Below are 18,933 nucleotides of genomic sequence, written 5' to 3' on the forward strand. Positions count from 1 at the left end.
TTGCACGGTGACGGGGGCAGGCAAAGCAGCAACGACAAACAGGGCCGCGCAGTGTCCAAAATACCGGGCGTCTTGCTCGCCGCCTTCACCAGTCATCATAGATGGTGAAGGCACAACCGCACGGAAGCGCCGGCCACAGCGGCCTTGCGCACTGGCGAGGAGTATCTCCAAATTCGAGCACCTTGATTGCCAAGGTTCCGGCGGGCTTTGCCTCCTCCTACCGGAACTTTGGCCGACTGGCACGCACCCGTCAGGATACCGAGCGATGACGCTCATCTCTTAGGTCGTGGTGCGCCACATCCGGAACCGGCCCTGCCCGGTCACTTCGCAGATCAAACCCCGCGCTTCCATCCAGACGAGGTTGCGCTGGACGGCGGCGCGGCTGGCACCGGTCAGGGTCTCGGCCATTGGGGCGGAGACGAGGGGCCATTCGGCCAGCACGGCGCGCAATGCTGGTGGTGTCTTGCCAGAGAGCGGGGCCATCATGGTTTCCGCCCGCGCTGACCATGCCTGGATATCGTCGAGGTGCCGCATCGCGGTCAGGCATGCTGTTTCCATTCCCTCGAGCCAACGCTCCAAGCGCTCAGCTGGTGGGCCACTGGCGCGCAGCCCCCCTGCCCCGCGCATAGCCAGAGGCGCAAAGATGGCCCCTCCATTCGAATTCGGGCCTTCGCTGGCGGCAATGCGTGCGGCGGTAACCGCCGCTTCCATCCGGTCGCCCTGTTGCCCGAGGCCCGCAAGGCTCCAGAGGTGAAGCCCCATGCAGGCGCGTGTGATCGGGTGCAGGTCGACGGCTTGCGCCATCAGGTCAAGCCAACCGCCCGCGCGATCCGCAAAGGTTTCGGCTTCACCTGCTATGTTTTCGGGGTCACGGCGATCGAGGAAGGCGGACAGGTCCACCTCTGGGCCGGGACCGCCTGTTAGACGCCGCACTGCCCATCCGACACGCGCGAGCGCTGCAGTGTTGTCCTGCACGCCGGACAGGCGCATGGATATCCAGAGCGCCAGCCGATCCGGGCCAATACGGTCACCCACAAACCAGCTGAGGTCTGCCGCCTCCATCAGCGCGAGCCTGTGCCGCCAGCCTTTCGGGCCACGGCGCAGCCGGTCATCCAACGCGCCGATCCGACCAGCCACACGGGCGAGACGCGCGGCATTAACCGCCTCTGCCTTCCGCCAATCGTCGAGGACTGCGGTTTCACGCAGCTCTGCTCTCGGTCCGGGCAGCAGATAATCCGGCTCCACTTCCATCGGACCGGGCAGGAACCACAGGTCGTCCTCAGACGTCTCTTCAAGCCCCTCCGAATCCACTAGAGGATCGTCAAAACTATCATAATGTGTAGATACTTGAGGCTTCATATGTGCAAAATACGGCACTTTTGCATTTTACCCAAGTGTTTTGTCAGGGTGCGCCCACACACCTTATATAGCACGTGCGCGCGGTGGTCTGCGAGATCTCTCTGATCACGCTCAGCGTATGGAATCCAAGGGGTTTTTGATGAGCAGCACCACAGAGAGAGCGGTTGCATTCGTTTACAAACGGTCGTTTAGTAACGGTATATGAAATTGCAAACGGCCGATTTTCATGCCCCTGATAGGCTATGCGCGCGTATCCACAGAGGATCAGACCCCCCTGCCCCAGTCTGAGGCCCTGCAAACTGCGGGATGCGTCGAGATCTTCGAAGAGCACGCCTCAGGCGGCAATCGTGCCCGGCCGGTGCTTGCCCGCTTGCTGGAGCGCATTAGCAAGGGCGACACGCTGGTTGTCGTACGGATCGACCGGCTCGCACGGTCTCTGTCGCACCTTCTCGAGGTGATCGAACGGTTGGAGGCCAAGGGGGCGTTCTTTCGTTCCATTCAGGACCCGATCGACACCGGATCCCCGCAAGGCAAGTTCACGCTGCAGGTTCTGGGCGCCGCGGCCGAGTTCGAGCGGGCGCTGATCCGGGAACGTACCAAAGCAGGGCTGGCGAGCGCCCGTACCAAGGGCCGGGTCGGCGGGAACCCTGGACTGCGGGCCAAAGACCCTGCTGCTCTTCGCAAAGTACGGCTGGCGCGACAAGACGGCTACATGGAGCGTCTGAACGAGACGGCACAAGATTGGGTGCCCCATGTGCGCCGGTTGCGACCCGACTTGGCCTGGGAAGACGTGGTGCGCATCATCAACGGCCCCTTGCCCGAGGCGCGTCGCTGGACCCAAAGCCGTCTCTTGCGCGCTGTGAAGGCCTATGTCGGCGACGGCTTCCTGCCGGCCGAGGTGCTAGCCCACGCCGGGCGCCGCGAAACCGACGACCGTCTGCCCGCCATCGTCGCCGGCATCAAGGGCGCGGACCCCGACATCACGCTTCAGGCGATCTGCACCCGGCTGGAAGCGATGCGCGAACGCACGCCTCGTGGCCGAACAAGATGGCAGCCGTCTTCGGTGAAAATGCTGTTGGAGCGGGCGGAACGACTTGGCCTCATGCCGTACGAATCGAGCCAAAATCAGATGTAGCTTCTGACCCGAATCCAAAAAATTTCACCGGGAGAAAACTCCGCAGGAGGCAGAAAGTGCCATTAGTTGCTTGGGGTTAGCTGCTAATATGCCAACTCAACAGAGTAGCGGCTCGATTTGGTTAGATCTGCATTTAATATATCTATATCAATGACTTGCTGAGTTTTTTACACGACAACACCTATAGGTGTTGTGGATAACTTTCACACTACATTTAGATTCTTCTTGCCGGACTCACTGGATCGTGGCATTCCCATTCTGACGGCAAAACGCGTCAGACACGCTGTACACCGTCAGAATGACTAAGAGCCTCAACAGAGGCCGAGAGTGGGCGGCAGGACATGGATGATCGTAACATTGGATACACGCAAGGCATAGGCTCTTCCGATATCGGAGCATTTGCCAACAATCTGGCTGAGTCTTTGGATCGCCAGATGAAGATCGCTTTCGAACCCGAAGAACGAAAGTCCCTACGTCGCTTCAGTTCCACCGAAGTCGCCGGCCTCCTGCGCGTAAGCACATCTAACCTGCGCAACCGGCACAAGGACGGCAGCTTCCCGGAAGTGCATACAGACAACCGCGGACACCGGTTCTACACAGCCCAAGAGATTGATGAGTTGCGCGATGTTCTTGGACGCACTGGAAAGAACGCAGAAAGCTACCGCCCAGGTCGACGTGATGGCGATCGTCTCCAGGTGATATCCGTCGTCAACTTCAAAGGCGGCTCATCAAAGACTACTACAACGATTCATCTTGCGCAAAGGTATGCCTTGCGCGGTTACCGCGTGCTGGTCCTAGACCTCGATCCGCAAGCAAGTTTGACCACGTTTTTCGGCTTTCGGCCCGAGCTTGAGTTCGCCGATGGCGGCACAATCTATGATGCTTTGAGATATGAGGACCAAGTTCCTCTCTCGAACGTCATCCAAAAGACCTACTTCCATAAGCTCGACATGGTGCCCGCCGGTTTGATGCTCTCGGAGTACGAAACCGAGACCGCAAACGCTCTCGCCCGTCGCGTACAGCCCATCTTTGCAGAGCGCCTCGCCTTGGCGCTTGAAGAGGTTGAGGCAAACTACGACATCGTCCTGATCGACTGCCCGCCTCAGCTTGGGTTTCTAACCCTGACTGCGCTGGCAGCGTCGACGGGGCTTTTGGTTACCGTGGTACCTGGCATGCTTGACATCGCATCCATGAGCCAATTCCTGAAGCTTGCTTCAGAAACGGTCAAGGCCGTGGAGGAAGCCATCGGTCGGCGTGTCACATGGGATTTTGTCAAGTTCCTGATTACCAGATATGAACCGTCGGACGGTCCGCAGACCCAAATGGCAGGCTACCTGAGATCAATTCTGGCAGGTCAGGTCATGACAGAGCCAATGCTGAAGTCTACGGCGATCTCCGACGCGGGGATGACCCAGCAGACCGTCTACGAAGTCGATCCAAGCCAATTCATCAGAAAGACAATTGATCGCGCCCTGACCAGCGTGAATGGCGTTGGCGATGAGCTAGAGCAGACGATCCAAATGGCATGGGGGCGTCGCTGATGGCCCGAAACATCTTCAACCAGCCTCCAAGGAATGAGACGGAGAGCGGAGCCCCCTCCCCTACCCCGCCAAAAGCGGCAAAGCTGCCGGGATCTGTTGGAGGATTGCGCGACTCTTTGCGCGAGATCACAGCAAACTCGATTCGCGATATCGAACCCGATCAGATTGACATGGATGGGCTGCGCGATCGGTTGGTGCTGGAAGATTCCAGTATCGATGAGTTGGCCGAGAGCATTCGCAAGCATGGCCAACAAGTGCCCATCATGGTCCGTCCATCAGCCCAACCGGACAGATACCGCATCATCTACGGCCGCCGCAGGCTTGCGGCGATCCGTAAGGTCGGTGGAACGGTCAAGGCAATTGTTCGAACCTTGGACGATGACGCATCTCTGATCGCTCAAGGCCAGGAGAACAACCTCAGGCTTGATCCGTCTTTTATAGAAAAGTCTCTTTTTATCAAAGAGATGCAAGAATCCGGGTACAAACCCGGTGTCATTCAAGATGCTCTAGGTCTGACCCGGCAAGGCGTATCCAACCACAGGGTCGTCATAGAACAACTGCCAGACGGTCTTGTTCAACTCATCGGGCCAGCACATGGGATCGGACGACGGCAGTGGGGTGATCTAGCTGCCTTGTCGGTGAAGGTAGATTTGGTGGACATCGCCAAAGAGGCGCTCGCCGCCCTGCCCGACGACACTCCTAGTTCCGAAAAGTTCCAAGCGGTCTATTCGGCTTGCTCGAGCAAAGCACGTAGCGACAAGAAGCCGCCCAATCGTGGGCTGACTTCGGTCATCAATGATGAGAACGGCAGTTCATTGGGCACGCTGACAATCGATGAGAAGGCGATCGCGCTCAAGGTCACCAAGAAGGACAATCCAGAATTCGGCCAATGGCTCGAAGAGCACGCGGAAGCTACGCTTTTGCAACTCTTCGTACAGTGGCGGAATGAGAGAGGCTCTGGGTCCTAACCCAGGCCACACAGAGCAACACGAGCAGAGGAGAAAAGCGAAGACCCGAAAGAAAAGAGCCCCCAAAGTTTCCCCTGGAGAGCCCTCATCATCTGATTAGCATCTTTGATGTAGCAACCTCCAGCATACCGGTCAAGAGTCACCGATTCGGTGGACTGATATTTTTTGCCTTTTTCCGCGAAAATTCGAGGAAAGAGACGGGGAAGTTGTGGGCCGAACGGTCGTCGTGAACAAGCCATGGCATTTACAAAACTCTCGATCGAAGCCGCAGGTGCTGATGCAACCCGCGGCTCATTTCCCCCATCTGAAACCGACGTCTGGACCATCTTCAGAGCCCTGAGAGATGCACGCAGCGTGTTTGGTCTACGTCCTGGCCACATACAGACACTTCAAGCAATGCTCAGTTTTCTGAAACCTGGCCATGGCGAAACGGTTTTTGCGTCTAACGATTCACTTTGCCAGCGCGTTGGCGGAATCGACGAACGGACACTCCGGAGGCACATCAACCGCTTCGTTGAACTCGGATTCATCAAGCGCAATGACAGCTCGAACCGAAAGCGCTACCGCGTTCGCTCATCCGGCGGGGAGTGCATCAGTTATGGATTGTCTCTCACCCCCTGCTCCAACGTGCGAGCGAGCTTATAGCCATCGCGCAAGAGATGGAGAATAACCGGCGAGATCGGATATTTGTCCGCAAACAGATCCTTACAAAGCTCGCCCATTTGGAAGAGCACGATCCTAGCAACGCATTCATCAACCACGCACGGAAAGCTCTACGCAGGAAGCTGAGCCTCCCCGAATACCACGCTCTGCTCGCCAATACAGATGCAGAATGCCAGAGTTTGTCTACCCCGGATGACCCGCCTGAAACTATGGAATTGCCCGCCAATGACGGACAAACTGTCCGGCATCAATCTAAGTCTGAAGAAGAAAAAAAAGATTTAGATAGCAACATAGGCCTTGAGGCCCTGAAACCAGACTTGCTGACCTCAGTCTGCGATCAGGCGACATCGTTCTCCACAGAGAGACTTAGAAACTGGTTGGACATTGAAAACCATGCTCGAACACTTGCACCCATGATGGGCATTCACCCAGAGACTTTCGAGAAAGCCAAGAATGCTGTAGGAGCTCAGAAAGCGTCATGCGCGATCTTCATCATGCTACAGCTTGGAAAACGCATCAGGGATTTTGCAGCGTATTTTCACAGTATCACCCTGGGTCAAAGGCAAAACCAATTTGATCCATTAGCTTTGATCAAGCGACTGTCCGAAAACAATGAGCGAACTGTCTAATGTCCACCGCGGTGGACTTCGAACGAGAATCGGCGCTTGTGGCAACCAAAACTGTCCAAACGCACATAGCGGCGCGTGGTGGTTCTTCAGTTTATCTCAGACCAGCAGATGTCCACCGCGGTGGACAAGTGACACATGAGCAAGCCTTGATGAAAATCTGGCCGCCCATGGAAGAAATCGGCGGCCAGGCATTACACCCTAAATGCCTAAAGTTATTGTGGGAGGTCACCGTCTCCAAAGAGGTTTGGAAAGAGCCGCTCTCGATAATCCAACGGAAACGCCAACCGAACCGGCGTCTTCGGCGAGGCGGACCTCAGGTATCCGGCGGCGGTCAGTTTACTCAGCGTGTTGCGAGCAGTACGCTCGGACGTCTTGAGCACAATCTGCGCATCGCCTCGTTCCAGTGCCCCATGCCGAAGAACCGCCGAGATTAGTTCCGGCGCTCGCTTGTCATCGATGGTATCTGCAACAAGACGACGATACCGTTGGTCTAGTCCGCCGAGATCGAACAATCTTGCTGAGAAGGTGATCTGGTCGAGCGTCACCTTTAGGAACCATTCACTAAACGTCTTCAGTGCCGCTTCTGACAGGTTCCCCGTCCGTCGCGGTCTCCGCGGCGTGGACTGTCGGCCAGATCCATCATCCGTTTGTACTCGCCCCGATCGGTTAGCCCGCGGGCCAGCCCACGTGATACGGACCAGAGCCCTTGGCCACCAATCCCCGCTGTGAGGGCCATGGCATGAGACATCAGTCTGCTGACACGGCCGTTACCATCCGGGAAAGGGTGGATGTAGTTGAGCCGGTGATGCGCAGAGGCGATCGCGATGATCCGTCCGCTCGAAGACCGCGCCGCAATCTGAAATCGTTTGTCGAAATGGTCCATGAATGCCGCGACGCGCGACGATGAAGGAGGTAGGTGGCGCCCGACCGCAACTTCCCGATCATCATCCTGGCGCATGCGTCCCGGAACGATGGGCTCTTGTGTGCCGTCGGGATGTTCGATGACCCGAAACTCATCCGGCATCTCGTCGTAGAAGCTCTTATGGACCCAAGTCAGGAATTCGACGGATGTGGGGCGGGGCAGGGTGCCCTTGCGATGCATCTCGTCGATGGCCCGTTGAACGATGACGTGCGCCCGGGCCTCAAGGGCGAGGGGACGGGTTTCTTCCTCAAGCTCGGCGCCAGCCAGCGCCCTTTCGATGTCGCGGGGGCGCGTGTTGTGTCCTTCGATCAGGTTGGAGTAGTAGCAGTTCATCACACGGACGAGATCGGCAAGTTCGGCTGCGCTGTCAGGATGCAACCCTTGTCCCAGCCCGGTGGCTTCCCTCTGGATGTCGACCGAAAGGTCTGCCAGTTCTGTCGGAATATGCTCCTCGAAGAAGCAGGGTTCGATCCTGGCGGGTGTTTCCAGCATTTTGCCGATCTTCCATGTTTGCAAAGTAATTGAAAAATAAACACATTTTGTACTTTTAAGCAAGGTTTTGCCGATATGCGTTGCCGATCTTGGTTGCCGATCTAGAATTGCTGCATGAAATCAATGGCTTCGGCAGATGTGCCGGGCTTTTCGGTTTTGTTGTGTGCCCAAAGGGGCCGAAAAAAGAGAAAGTGTTCTTCGGGTTTTGTGACTGACGGATGAGGACCTTTGGGGTCCCTCAGATGGGTCCGGGCCGGATTCCGGTCTGTCTTTCCTGATGAAGGGCATTCCCATGCAAACAGGTGTCTTGCGCGTGCTCCGCGCAACCGCTGCCTCGTGGTGGCGGCATAGAGAGTTGCGCCGAACTGGCCAGACGTTGCTGGCACAGCGGCTCGAACGCCAGACCGTCCTGCGTGATCTCGGCTATCTGAAGCAGGCCGCGTCATTACCAAACGCGCATGTGATCTGCGGAGAGGGCGGGACATTCATCCATCTCGGCTGGACCACCGTTTCGACCTTCGCGCTGATCGAGCGCTTTCCCTTGGCCACTCTTGCGGTCGCACGAGGAACCCCGTTCATCGATATCCGACCCATCAGTGACGTCATCGCCTTCGCGAACTTGCCGTGCGTGGCGCGGGACGGATCGGTTGACCCTGAACCTTCGGGTTCCGGCAAGTCCGTCTCGCTGACCACCTACATCGACATGGTCGAAGGGCTCGGCGCGAGGATCCTCAACGATCCGCGGTCCCATCAGTCAGCCTGATCACCACTTACTCTCACCAAAACTCGAAAGGAGGCCAGCCATGGCCCGATCCCGCACGCCCAAATTCGATGCCTCCGAGGTCATCACAAACGAAATCATCCGCATCATCGAGCGCGGCGTCCTGCCGTGGCGCAAGCCATGGACCGCAGGTGGCAGCTCTCGTCCCCTGCGCGTGGGCGGAGAACCCTACCAGGGAGTGAACAACTTCCTGCTGACGATGCGGACCGTGATGGCGGGCCACAGCTCACCTTTCTGGATGACGCTGCCGCAAGCCAATGCCTTGGACGCAAAGGTCCGCAAGGGCGAAAAATCCTCTGTCGTCGTTTATTACGGTCAAAGCCGGAAAGATGCGGGCGCAGATGAGCATGACCGCAGCGACGGGGATGATCACTCCGAGGAAGCCCGCATCTTCCGCTTCCAGAAATCCTACCGCGTGTTCAATGCCTGCCAAATCGATGGCCTGCCCGACAGTTTCTTCCCCGACCCGGAGCCCGTGCCCGAGCATGCGCCGTCCGAGCCCATCCCGCACATGCAGACCTTCTTTGATGCGATCGACATCACAACCGTCTTCACGGGCACGGAGGCGTACTATTTGCCGCCCGTGGACAAGGTCTACATGCCGTCCATCACGCGGTTCCAGGACCCGCGCAATTTCTACGGGGTCTGGGCCCATGAGCTGGCCCATGCCACGAAAGCCCCGCATCGGCTGAACCGTGATTTCGGGTTCTCGAAGTTTGGCAACACGTCCTATGCGCGCGAGGAGATCGTCGCGGAATTGACCTCGGTGTTCCTGGGTCAGACGCTCGGCTTCACGGCGCATACGCTCGAGATGAATGCCGCCTACCTCCACAACTGGTTGCGCGTTCTTCGGTCGGACAAGGGTGCGATCTTCAAGCACGCCGCGGATGCGCAGCGCGCCTGTGACTATCTGATCGCACAATCTGAGGCGGGTAGGGCAGGGCGCAGTGCCGAGGCCGCCTGACCACACGGAGAACGGAGACTCGCATGTCACGCAAGGAACCCAAGACGCTGCGGGTGGCCTGCTTCGAAGACGGCCGCCGCAAGATCATCACCTTCAAACGCGGTGCCTATTGGTGGAGCCCGTCCGAGGGCGCTTACCCGCTCTCGGCGGCACTCGAGAGCATCAAGGAACAGGGCGGCTGGATCGAAACCATCCCCAACCCGAACTACAGAGCCAGAGGGCTGTTCGGGTAAGGCGCCTTCTGCTTCGGTCCTTCCGCCAAGCAGAAAAGTGAAAGCGGGCTTTGGGAAGGGTGTTTCAACTTCTCAAAGGAGATCCCATGTCCATGACCGTTCAATCCCAGCCAGACCGTCCGGATCCGACCGTGATCGCGGCGCAAAACGACGCGTTTCGCAAGCTCGCGTGCCTTGGAGTGGCGCCCGCGCAGCCCACCCAGGGCCGAATGCATGTCACCCGCTCGCTTATGGAGGCCGGTGACGGCTTCATGGCCGAGGCGGTGAAGGCCACCGGTGCGTTCGATACATTCGAGCCTGAGAATGATCCCGAGGGATGGCACGATTTTGGCGCGGTCGAGATCCGGGGCGAGACCGTGTTCTGGAAAATCGATCTCTATGAGGCAGATTCGGATTTCCGCTACGGGGCCGAGACCCCGGACAATCCTGCCACAACCATGCGCGTGCTGACCATCATGCTGGCGCGTGACTGGTAGGGTAGGAGGGCTTCCCAAAGTGTCGATCTGAAAACTCAAGGCCCACTGACCCCTCAAAGGGAAAGTGGGCCTTTTGTCTTGGTGATCCCTGAAGCCGGGGATTGGTCACGCGCGTGAGCGCGCGGGCCACACCTCACCCTCCTGGAAGGATATCCCATGACCACAAGCTTTGCTCCCCTTACCGTCGCCATCGGCGATCTGATCCCGCATCCCGCCAATGTGCGCAGCAACGCGCCGGAAACCTATGACCCCGAGAACATCGCGCATCTGAAGGCCAGCATCGCTGTGCTGGGCCTGCTCCAGCCGCTCTTGGTCCAGAAGCTTGACGGCAAATATGCTGTCCTCGCCGGTGGCCGACGCCATGCTGCGCTGAAGGAGCTGGTCGCCGACAAGGCCACCAAGGGGTTCATGGCGAAAACCAAGGTCGACTGTCGCCTTGTCCCAGACGACTGCGACGTCACCACGGCGCTGTCGCTCGCCGAGAACATCACCCAGGCACCGATGAATGCCATCGACGAGTTCGAGGCTTTCGCCCGGATGATGGAGGTCGACAGCCAGACGCCCGAGACGATCGCAAAGACCTTCGGCGCCACGGTGGCGGCCGTGAAAGGCCGGTTGCGTTATGGCCTTATCCACCCCGACATCCGCGCCGCAGCCCGGGGCAAGGTGATCACGCTCGACACGATGAAGGCCTTCGCCGAGCACCCGAGCCAGGAGGCGCAGCGCGAGGTCTTCGAGGCGCTCACGAAAGACGGCGGCTATCTGCAGGCCTACACCGTCCGTCAGGCCCTCAAATCCCGCGGCGTGCAGGTCAGCGATGATATTGGGGCCTTTGTGCGCGCGGACTACGAGGCGCGGGGCGGTGCTGTCGCGGCTGACCTTCTGGAAGAGCATTCCGTGCTTGAGGATGCAGCACTGGTCGAGACCATCCTGCTCGAGAAGCTCGGTGCCGCCGCCGAAGAGGCCCGTATGAGGCTGGGCTTTGCCTGGGCCGATGCGATGGTCCGCTATGATTACGCGACCATGGCGGACTATGGCCGCGTCTATCCCGGCCCGATTGAGCCGGATGAAGCGGCCCAGAAGCGCATCGATGAGATCACCGCAGAACTCGAGAAGCTGCAGCTCGAGATGGAGGATGAGGGGCTCGAGGACGGTGCCTACAATGCCCTTTACGAGCGCGTGGACGCCTTGGAAGAAGAAGTGCGCGATCTGCAGGAGGCCTACAGCGCCGAGGACCTCGCGCGGTCCGGGGTGATCGCGTCGTGGCAGGGTGGGCAGGTCACGCTCCATGTTGGCCTCGTCCGCCCCGAGGACACCGTGAAAGTGGAAGGCGCGCGCGGCTCGTCGGTCAACCCGACGGGGGAGGAGGCACCGGACGCCGGCGAAATCACCTATCCAGCCTCGCTGGCTGAGGACCTCAAGACCGAGCGGGCCATGGCCCTTGGCGCCGCGATGGCGCTGCATCCGGAAGCCACGCTCGATCTGACGCTCTTCAAGCTGGTCAGTGACGTTCTGGCCAGCGGAATGAGTGTCACGCAGGCGATCAAGATCGATGCCCGCAAGGAATACCGCAGCCATGCCAAGATGGACGAGATCGACGAGACCTCGCTCGAGCAGGTGGCGGCGGCGCATGATGCGCTTGATCTCTCCTGGCTCGATGACACCCGCGCGCCCGCCGATCAGTTCGCGGCGTTTCGCGCGCTGGAGGCAGGCGAGAAGGCCAAGCTCGTGGCCTATGCCACCGCCAGCACCACGCAGTCCTGCTTCGCGCGGGATCCTCGGCGCGACAGCCTGATGCATGCGTTCGAGATCGAGATCATGCCCGACATTCGCGCATATTGTGGACCTGCACCGTTTTCGTTCCGGTGTGTAGCTCATGTTAGGCGGCGATCTTTTCGAAAGCCACGGGTGATTTCCAGCCGATGGCCGAATGCCGTCGGCGTGGGTTGTAGAAGCCGTTGATGTATTCGAAGACGGCCAGTTCGACCTCTCTGCGGGTCTGCCAGGTCCGGCGCCAGATTAATTCGGCCTTCAGCGACTTGAAGAAGCTCTCGACGGCCGAATTATCATAGCAATTTCCCTTTCCGCTCATCGACGGCACCAAGTCGTGCTTGCGCAGACGCTTTTGATACTCGTGGGCACAGTATTGGGCGCCGCGATCAGTGTGGTGGATGCAGCCCGGGGCGGCTTTCGTAGGGCAATCGCCATGTCCAAAGCGCGCAAGGCCAGATCCTGTTTCATGCGGTTGCTCAGGGCCCAGCCGATCACCCGTCGCGAATAGAGGTCGATGATCACAGCAAGATAGGCCCATCCCTCGCGGGTCCAAATATAAGTGATGTCTCCCGCCCACTTCTGGTTCGGGGCGCTTGCGGTGAAATCCTGACGCAACAGGTTGGGCGCGATATTGAAGGTGTGATTGCTGTCGGTCGTGCGCTTGAACTTGCGGCTGCGCAGCACCTGGATGCCGTTATCACGCATGATCCGCGCCACACGGCGTTGCCCGACATGGATGCCCAGTTCATTGAGTTCCTGCGTCATGCGCGGACGACCGTAGCTGCCCAGGCTCAAGCGATGCTGCTCTCGAATATGCGCCAAGAGCACCATATCCCGACGTTGGCGGCGTGACGGCGGCCTGTGCCGCCAGGCCCGAAGACCACGATCCGTCACCTGCATCAGGCGACACAAATGGCTGCGTGGCAAATCCCCGCGGTAATCCGCAATGAACTGAAATCTCATTGCTTTTGACCCGCGAAGAAGATTGCCGCCTTTTTTAACACCTCCCTCTCCTCCCGAAGAATGCGGTTTTCTTTGCGTAGGCGTTCGTTCTCGCGCCGAAGCTCAGAATCCTGGGTCGCGGTAGAAGGATCGTCCGAGAACTGACGTATCCATTTGCCCAAGGTCGAAAGGCCGACCCCAGATCCGACGCGACTTGGCGACGCGTCAGCCCGCTGCTTGTCGCGATCCGAACCGCTTCGCGTTTGAAATCGTCACTGTGTTTGGGTGCCATTTCCGGTCTCCTCTATGGCGAGCATTGCTCGCAGAAAACCGGAACAAAAGTGAAGCAGGTCCATTGGACGCCGAATGCGGCGCTCTTCAACCGCTTCAAGAAGGCCTGGCTCCTGAAGATTCTCGGCGAGGATCTGGGTCTCGCCCAAGAGGCGGTGACGCTCGCCTCGTCGAGCAAGAAAGAGATCGTCGCCTTCTGCGACAAGCTCTTCGCCGAGCCTTTCGCCACACTCACGGACGCGCAGCGCGCTGCCGTGGCCACCTGGTGCCCGCCCATGATGCAGACCGCCGGTGTCGCCTGTGATGAGGCGGAGCCCGCTGCGGAAACCCCCGAGCCTGACAGCGAGGTCGCGCAAGCGGCCTGAGTCCTCACGCGACTCGCGCGAGGCATTCCCCGCGCGGGTCGACCCTCCCACACCCAACCGAAAGACATCCTCATGGCTATTCTCAAGTTCTCTGCGTCCGCTGTTGCGGAACAGATCGCCCATGCGCGCGCCTGCAAAACCTTCTTGCCCAACTGGAACGGGCCCGTGGACAGGCCCGCCCTGATCCTCATCGTCGGCAATGGTGTGCATCTGCGCTCAAACGGCATCGATGGCACGACCACCCGTATCGTCACCACCGAACAGGCCGATCCCTCCTTCGCTTTCGCCGACGGCATGAACCCGTTTCGGGACACCGACTGGATGGCGCAGCGCCGCATGGCGTTTCGCGATCTGACCGGCCAGTTCTATACCGACATCCTGGATGACGTGCAGGTGCTCATCGACCGGGGCGGGGGGCGATCCGGCTCGCCACCGATGGCCACAGCATCCGCGTCTTCGTGCGCCGGGCCTCGGATTATCTCATCGGCGGGACCTACGAGGTGCCGTCAGGCCTCGGCGGCACCTTCCGGGTCATCCTCAAGGATGCCTGCGACACCTTCGCGATCGTACAGAACTGCGGCAATTGCGAGGATTTTGACGCCATGCAGCCCTACCGCGTGCCGCTCGATGCGCTGATGGAAATCGATGACCGGAGGGCGGCGTGATGGGTTGGCTCTTCTACACCGACGGCCGCGTCCAGACCTACGCGGATGAGAAAGCGGAGATTGCTCGGCTGTGCACCTTCGAGGGCGAAAGGCGCAAGACGGAACTGGTCAAAGCCTGCAAGGTGGGTTCGACTTGGTACGCGGCGGCAAAGGTCACAAATATCGACGGCACCCCTGTCGAAGACACGACCTATGTCACCGATGCGGATGGCTCCATCACTTTCGCCGCCGTATTCCTTACCCGATATGATGACGGCTGCTGGGGCTACAAGGACATGGAGGAAAGCGCGGGACCGGTCGAATCCCGCGCGCCACTGAGCCTATTGGCCCTGCTGTCCGAGCTGAAAGACCCAGACAGCTATGCTCATGCCTGGCGCCAGCGCTGCCAGGACTGGGCTGCGATCCCGGACTACGAGGAAGGCGACAAGATCAAGCTCGCCACCCCTGTGACGCTCACCGATGGCAGTACCTGCCAGATTGTCACCGCGACCCACTACAGGCGCGGGCGGCAAAAGCGCCGCTGCTACCGCATCGAGGAAACTGGTGGGCTCGTACGCCTGTCGAAGGCCTCGCTTGCGGGCTCGGAGCTGCTCAGCTCCACGAAAGGTGCGGCTAGCCCGGTGCTGGCGGAGTTCCTGGCGGGGCGAAATTAGGTCCTGCGCCGGACGGTTCATCGACCTGCCCGGCGACAGCAGATGCTGCGGCTTGTCTTGACAAGGCAATGCAAATGCATTACCTATCGCGGGCAGCAAAGCCCCTTTTCTTCAGGAGACTGCCATGACAGCCCTCGCACAAGATGTCTCGAAACTCACGGATCGGTATCAGACGACCGTGCCGGCGGGTGTGCGCAAACAGCTCAAGCTGGGCAAGGGCGACCAGATTCGTTACTGCACCGAGCCGAGTGGCAGGGTCTATATCGAGCCCGTGCGCAGCGACGAGGAAGATCCCGTGCTCGGAGCCTTTCTCGATTTTGTCGAGGCCGATATCAAGGCGCATCCGGACCGCATTCGGGCTTTCGATGGGGCTTTGCATGACCGTCTTGCAGCACTGGTCGGAGACGTTGATGTCGATCTCGATGCGCCGCTATCGCTCGAGGATGAATGAGCGGCGATAGCGTGCCCGCCCAAGCGCCCCTTGTCGTGAATGGATGGTCGATTTATGCGCACCCACTCTTTCTGGACCAGCTCGAAGGGCTGGTCGAGGAGGTAGAGGCGCGTAAGGCTCGCGATCCCAAGACCTGGCACAAGAAAAACCCAACGAAACGGCTGGCCGCCATCTTCAAGCTGGTCACCGAGGCCATACCTGCAGATCCGGGTGCCGCCGCTTTCCGGCAAGGCGGCACACTAGGCGATCACCGCAAGCACTGGTTCCGGGCGAAATTCTTCCAGCAGTATCGGTTGTTCTACCGGTTCAACAGCGATGCGAAGGTCATCGTGGTGGCATGGGTGAACGACGACAAGACCCTGCGCGCCTATGGCAGCAAGACGGATGCCTATGCGACGTTCAAAGGGATGCTGGAAGATGGCAACCCACCTGACAATTTCGACGCGCTCTTGAAAGAAGCTGCAGCGGCAGGCAAGCGGTTCGAGAAATCCCTTGAAGGCCCAACCGCCCCGAACGTGCACAGATGGGGGTTACGAGGAACAATAGTGGAACAAGAGATCGCTTGACGGTTTTCTGATTTCTCCGGAGGCTCGCCCTGTTGGTCAAGGGGGCATTCTGATGGAGAGTGAAGAGCTGAAGGTGTGGAGCCTGTCGTTTCGCGAGCTGGATTTCGTTCAGGCATACCGGCGCGCAATGCGCGCGGGGTTGGCGCTTCAGCTGGTTCATTTTCGCAGTTACGGGTATTTTCCAGGGACGTTCAAAGAAATTGCTGACGACCGGATCCAGTATGTCGAGGAACAGTTGGGCAGCAATGTTCATCTGTACGATCTGCAATCTGATGCTGCCCGCCGTCACCGCCTTGATATCCTGCGCCATCTAGGGTTTCGCCGGGCGAGTGAGCGGGATCGCGCGGAACTCCATTCTGTGCTTGTCGAGGAGATTTCCAGAACAGGCCCTGCCATCGAACCTCTCATCGATTTTGGTTTCCGATGGGCGTTGCAGAACGCGATATTCGTGCCCTCTCGGAAAATCATGGAACGCTCGGCCCGATCTGCGCTGCATGCATTCCAGGAGACATTCCTGACAGAAATATCGGACCAGGTTTCACAGAAAACCAGAGTGGCATTGGAAGAATGTCTTGCCGAACCACGAGGAGCGTATGGTTTTCTGCGGCTGAAAGATGATGTCGGGGCTGCGACGCTGGATAATGTTCTGGAAGCCGCAGACCGGCTGGCCTTTATAGAGGGTCTTGATCTTCCATTTGGTGTAATAGATCGCGTCGATCCGTCCTGGCTCAGACATTTTGCGCGCCGTGTCGAAGGCGAAACAGCCTATGAAATGCGCCGTCATGCCGAGGAGAAACGGATCGGGCTGCTGGCCCTGTGTATAATGTCTCGCAAATCGCAGCTGATCGATGGGCTGGTAGATCTCTTGATTGATGTCGTGCACCGGATCGGAACGAAATCCCGGCGCAAGGTGATCGGCAAAATCGCTGCCGACATCGAGAAGGTGCACGGCAAGGAACGATTGCTGGTCGATATCGCGGCGGCTGCGATGATGACCCCGAATGGCAGGGTCTCGGATGTGATCTTTCCCGTTGCGGGTGCAGCGAAACTGAAAGCAATCATTGATGAACATCGAGCGAAGGGTACGCTGGATGCGCGGATCCAGATGGTGATGCGGGGGTCCTGGGCCAGCCATTACCGCCGAATGCTGCCCTCTCTGTTAACAGTGCTGAATTTTCGGTCGAACAATGAAGGCTGGCGCCCGATCCTTGATGCACTGTCTTTGCTCGCTCGCCTGAACGAAGAAGGGCGGCGGTTCGCTCCGGCATCATTGGCTCCGGAAGGTTCCATCCCGCGTAAATGGCATGGTACCGTTTTTGATCATCGAGGGCGGCTGAACGTCATTTCCTTTGAACTCTGTGTCCTGACGCAATTGCGGGACCGTATCAGGGCGAAGGAAATCTGGGTTAAGGGCGCGGACCGTTATCGAAATCCGGATGACGACTTGCCAAAGGATTTTTCCGAAATGCGCTCGGCTTACTATGCCGGGTTGAAACTCACCCAGGATGCACGGGAGTTTTCCAACTCAGTCCGGGAACAACTGGAATTCGAGCTGCGTGAACTGAATGAGACTCTGCCTTCCAATGACCAGGTCCGGCTTCGATGGTCTGGCGAAAACCGGATTCACGTCACGCCTTTTACGCCAGCGCCAGAGCCACGTGGGCTCCTGTCACTGAAGGCAGAAATCGGTAGAAGGTGGCCGATGACGGGCCTGCTGGATGCACTGAAAGAAACCGCGCTGGATACCGGGTTTTTGGATGTATTTGAAACCTCAGCGAGCCGTGAGGCGCTTGACCGCAAGGTCAGAGACCAGCGTTTGCTTCTGTGTCTGTATGGTCTGGGTACCAATGCCGGTTTGAAGCGAGTGGCCGCCGGAGTGCCTGGGACCAGCTATGATGAGCTGCTGCACATTCGCCGCCGGTATATCGATGCGGCCTCTCTTCGGGCTGCGGCGGCAAAAGTCGCGGATGCCACTTTGGCGGTTCGGAATCCGGCGGTATGGGGTGATGCAGGAACTGCCTGCGCGGCAGATTCCACCAAATTCGGGGCCTGGGACCGGAACTTGATGACGGAATGGCACGCCCGGTACGGCGGGCGGGGTGTCATGATCTACTGGCATGTCGAGCGTCAGGCAACCTGTGTCTACTCCCAGCTGAAGCGGTGTTCATCCTCGGAAGTGGCGGCCATGATTGAAGGCGTCTTGCGACACTGTACGGATATGGAGATTCAGAGGCAGTATGTGGACAGCCATGGTCAGAGCACGGTTGGATTTGCCTTCTGTCATCTTCTTGGCTTTGACCTGGCCCCGCGACTGAAAGCCATTGCGCGACAGAAACTGATCCTCCCGAGTGCAGGAATGCGTAGTCAGTTGCCAAACCTTCTGCCAATTTTGTCGAGTGTCGTCGATTGGGGTGAGATTGAGCAGCAGTATGATGAAATGGTCAAATACGCGGCCGCCATGAAGCACGGGACAGCTGACCCTGAAGCTATTCTGCGACGGTTTGCACGTGCCGACGTAATGCACCCGACCTACAAGGCGCTGGTGGAACTTGGCCGCGCCATCAAGACGATATTTCTGTGCCGCTATCTGCGCTCTGAAGCCTTCCGCCGGGAAATCCATGAAGGATTGAACGTGGTCGAGAATTGGAACAGCGCCAATGGTTTTGTGTTCTTCGGCAAAGGTGGCGAGATTTCCAGCAACCGGATTGCTGATCAGGAAATCTCGGCTCATGCATTGCACTTGCTTCAAGCCTCACTGGTCTATGTAAACACCCGCATGATGCAATCGGTTCTGGCGGAACCGATATGGGCCACCCGGCTGACGGATCGGGACTATAATGGTCTTTCCCCGCTGATCTATGCTCATATCAATCCCTATGGCCGGTTCGATGTTGATCTGGACCAGCGGATTGATTTCGGCGCGATGGCCGCATGAAACTTATGTAACAAAAGGGTGCACCAAAAGGTAACAGGCGTAGGTGACAGGTCGAAACGTCACAAATGAGTGGTCAACCACACATTAGTTACGGTATCAGAGTGGTAACCACCCTAATGTGACAGATTG

14 protein-coding genes and 5 pseudogenes are annotated in these 18,933 nt (G+C 58.7%); 16 read left to right on the forward strand and 3 right to left on the reverse strand.

Going from position 1 to position 18,933, the window contains the following annotated elements:
• Positions 1 to 279: 279 nt before the first annotated feature.
• Positions 280 to 1,359: a hypothetical protein gene (locus tag ETW23_RS24470; protein ID WP_092465192.1), complete on the reverse strand. Its 1,080-nt coding sequence runs from the start codon at positions 1,357 to 1,359 to the stop codon at positions 280 to 282.
• A 226-nt stretch (positions 1,360 to 1,585) separates the two neighbouring features.
• Between ETW23_RS24470 and ETW23_RS24475 the strand changes: the two genes are divergently transcribed.
• The 5 genes from ETW23_RS24475 (at position 1,586) to repC (ending at position 6,295) form a co-directional block, all read left to right on the forward strand.
• Positions 1,586 to 2,494: a recombinase family protein gene (locus tag ETW23_RS24475; protein ID WP_134831757.1), complete on the forward strand. Its 909-nt coding sequence runs from the start codon at positions 1,586 to 1,588 to the stop codon at positions 2,492 to 2,494.
• Positions 2,495 to 2,835: 341 nt separating this feature from the next.
• The gene (gene repA / locus ETW23_RS24480; protein ID WP_024099294.1) at positions 2,836 to 4,035 is read left to right on the forward strand and encodes a plasmid partitioning protein RepA; all 1,200 of its coding nucleotides are present in this window, start codon (positions 2,836 to 2,838) and stop codon (positions 4,033 to 4,035) included.
• The gene (gene repB, locus ETW23_RS24485; RefSeq protein WP_024099295.1) at positions 4,035 to 5,003 is read left to right on the forward strand and encodes a plasmid partitioning protein RepB; all 969 of its coding nucleotides are present in this window, start codon (positions 4,035 to 4,037) and stop codon (positions 5,001 to 5,003) included. The genes repA and repB overlap by 1 nt, the downstream gene beginning before the upstream one ends.
• Positions 5,004 to 5,240: 237 nt before the next feature.
• Positions 5,241 to 5,648 (forward strand): helix-turn-helix domain-containing protein, encoded by a 408-nt coding sequence (locus tag ETW23_RS26515; RefSeq protein ID WP_254695278.1) that lies wholly within the window; start codon positions 5,241 to 5,243, stop codon positions 5,646 to 5,648.
• Positions 5,649 to 5,725: 77 nt separating this feature from the next.
• Positions 5,726 to 6,295 carry a replication initiation protein RepC gene (repC, locus tag ETW23_RS26520; RefSeq protein ID WP_254695279.1) on the forward strand — a complete coding sequence of 190 codons (570 nt, stop codon included), beginning with the start codon at positions 5,726 to 5,728 and terminating at the stop codon, positions 6,293 to 6,295.
• 212 nt (positions 6,296 to 6,507) lie between these two features.
• Here the strand turns inward: repC and ETW23_RS24495 are convergent.
• Positions 6,508 to 7,709 (reverse strand): annotated as a pseudogene (locus ETW23_RS24495) (Fic family protein).
• A 292-nt stretch (positions 7,710 to 8,001) separates the two neighbouring features.
• On the opposite strand from ETW23_RS24495, the gene ETW23_RS24500 reads away from it, so the two are divergent.
• The 5 genes and pseudogenes from ETW23_RS24500 to ETW23_RS24520 all read left to right on the forward strand — a co-directional run.
• A complete protein-coding gene (locus ETW23_RS24500) occupies positions 8,002 to 8,472 on the forward strand; it encodes a hypothetical protein (protein WP_024099298.1) in 471 nt (156 codons plus the stop codon).
• A 40-nt stretch (positions 8,473 to 8,512) separates the two neighbouring features.
• Positions 8,513 to 9,454: an ArdC family protein gene (locus ETW23_RS24505; protein WP_096705139.1), complete on the forward strand. Its 942-nt coding sequence runs from the start codon at positions 8,513 to 8,515 to the stop codon at positions 9,452 to 9,454.
• 23 nt (positions 9,455 to 9,477) lie between these two features.
• A complete protein-coding gene (locus ETW23_RS24510) occupies positions 9,478 to 9,687 on the forward strand; it encodes a DUF6330 family protein (protein WP_040182663.1) in 210 nt (69 codons plus the stop codon).
• A gap of 86 nt (positions 9,688 to 9,773) precedes the next feature.
• On the forward strand, positions 9,774 to 10,163 hold the full coding sequence (locus ETW23_RS24515) for a DUF3768 domain-containing protein (RefSeq protein WP_024099302.1): 390 nt from the start codon (positions 9,774 to 9,776) through the stop codon (positions 10,161 to 10,163).
• A gap of 156 nt (positions 10,164 to 10,319) precedes the next feature.
• Positions 10,320 to 12,002 (forward strand): annotated as a pseudogene (locus tag ETW23_RS24520) (ParB/RepB/Spo0J family partition protein); the annotation flags it as partial.
• A 40-nt stretch (positions 12,003 to 12,042) separates the two neighbouring features.
• On the opposite strand, the pseudogene ETW23_RS24525 reads toward ETW23_RS24520, so the two are convergent.
• Positions 12,043 to 13,170: pseudogene (locus ETW23_RS24525) on the reverse strand (IS3 family transposase).
• Positions 13,171 to 13,231: 61 nt separating this feature from the next.
• On the opposite strand from ETW23_RS24525, the pseudogene ETW23_RS24530 reads away from it, so the two are divergent.
• The 6 genes and pseudogenes from ETW23_RS24530 to ETW23_RS24555 form a co-directional block, all read left to right on the forward strand.
• Positions 13,232 to 13,534: pseudogene (locus ETW23_RS24530) on the forward strand (chromosome partitioning protein ParB); the annotation flags it as partial.
• A gap of 72 nt (positions 13,535 to 13,606) precedes the next feature.
• Positions 13,607 to 14,199, forward strand: a pseudogene (locus ETW23_RS24535) (regulator).
• The gene (locus ETW23_RS24540; protein ID WP_024099305.1) at positions 14,199 to 14,852 is read left to right on the forward strand and encodes a hypothetical protein; all 654 of its coding nucleotides are present in this window, start codon (positions 14,199 to 14,201) and stop codon (positions 14,850 to 14,852) included. The pseudogene ETW23_RS24535 and the gene ETW23_RS24540 overlap by 1 nt, the downstream one beginning before the upstream one ends.
• A gap of 124 nt (positions 14,853 to 14,976) precedes the next feature.
• A complete protein-coding gene (locus ETW23_RS24545) occupies positions 14,977 to 15,303 on the forward strand; it encodes a type II toxin-antitoxin system PrlF family antitoxin (protein WP_005668772.1) in 327 nt (108 codons plus the stop codon).
• Entirely contained in the window at positions 15,300 to 15,869 is a 570-nt protein-coding gene (locus ETW23_RS24550; RefSeq protein WP_134831758.1) for a type II toxin-antitoxin system YhaV family toxin, read from the forward strand. The genes ETW23_RS24545 and ETW23_RS24550 overlap by 4 nt, the downstream gene beginning before the upstream one ends.
• A gap of 52 nt (positions 15,870 to 15,921) precedes the next feature.
• Positions 15,922 to 18,804, forward strand: coding sequence for a Tn3 family transposase (locus ETW23_RS24555; protein WP_129373434.1), 2,883 nt, complete (start codon positions 15,922 to 15,924; stop codon positions 18,802 to 18,804).
• Positions 18,805 to 18,933: the final 129 nt, after the last annotated feature.

It is taken from the genome of Leisingera sp. NJS201 (assembly GCF_004535885.1).
In the GTDB taxonomy this organism is placed as follows: Bacteria; Pseudomonadota; Alphaproteobacteria; order Rhodobacterales; family Rhodobacteraceae; genus Leisingera.

Excerpts from the sequence above, each read along its gene's own strand:
- ETW23_RS26515 (WP_254695278.1), top strand. The coding sequence starts at position 5,241 with ATGGCATTTACAAAACTCTCGATCGAAGCCGCAGGTGCTGATGCAACC.
- ETW23_RS24470 (WP_092465192.1), bottom strand. The coding sequence starts at position 1,359 with ATGAAGCCTCAAGTATCTACACATTATGATAGTTTTGACGATCCTCTA.
- ETW23_RS24555 (WP_129373434.1), top strand. The coding sequence starts at position 15,922 with ATGGAGAGTGAAGAGCTGAAGGTGTGGAGCCTGTCGTTTCGCGAGCTG.
- ETW23_RS24515 (WP_024099302.1), top strand. The coding sequence starts at position 9,774 with ATGTCCATGACCGTTCAATCCCAGCCAGACCGTCCGGATCCGACCGTG.
- ETW23_RS24540 (WP_024099305.1), top strand. The coding sequence starts at position 14,199 with ATGGGTTGGCTCTTCTACACCGACGGCCGCGTCCAGACCTACGCGGAT.
- repB (WP_024099295.1), top strand. The coding sequence starts at position 4,035 with ATGGCCCGAAACATCTTCAACCAGCCTCCAAGGAATGAGACGGAGAGC.
- ETW23_RS24475 (WP_134831757.1), top strand. The coding sequence starts at position 1,586 with ATGCCCCTGATAGGCTATGCGCGCGTATCCACAGAGGATCAGACCCCC.
- ETW23_RS24505 (WP_096705139.1), top strand. The coding sequence starts at position 8,513 with ATGGCCCGATCCCGCACGCCCAAATTCGATGCCTCCGAGGTCATCACA.
- ETW23_RS24545 (WP_005668772.1), top strand. The coding sequence starts at position 14,977 with ATGACAGCCCTCGCACAAGATGTCTCGAAACTCACGGATCGGTATCAG.
- ETW23_RS24510 (WP_040182663.1), top strand. The coding sequence starts at position 9,478 with ATGTCACGCAAGGAACCCAAGACGCTGCGGGTGGCCTGCTTCGAAGAC.
- ETW23_RS24500 (WP_024099298.1), top strand. The coding sequence starts at position 8,002 with ATGCAAACAGGTGTCTTGCGCGTGCTCCGCGCAACCGCTGCCTCGTGG.
- ETW23_RS24550 (WP_134831758.1), top strand. The coding sequence starts at position 15,300 with ATGAGCGGCGATAGCGTGCCCGCCCAAGCGCCCCTTGTCGTGAATGGA.
- repA (WP_024099294.1), top strand. The coding sequence starts at position 2,836 with ATGGATGATCGTAACATTGGATACACGCAAGGCATAGGCTCTTCCGAT.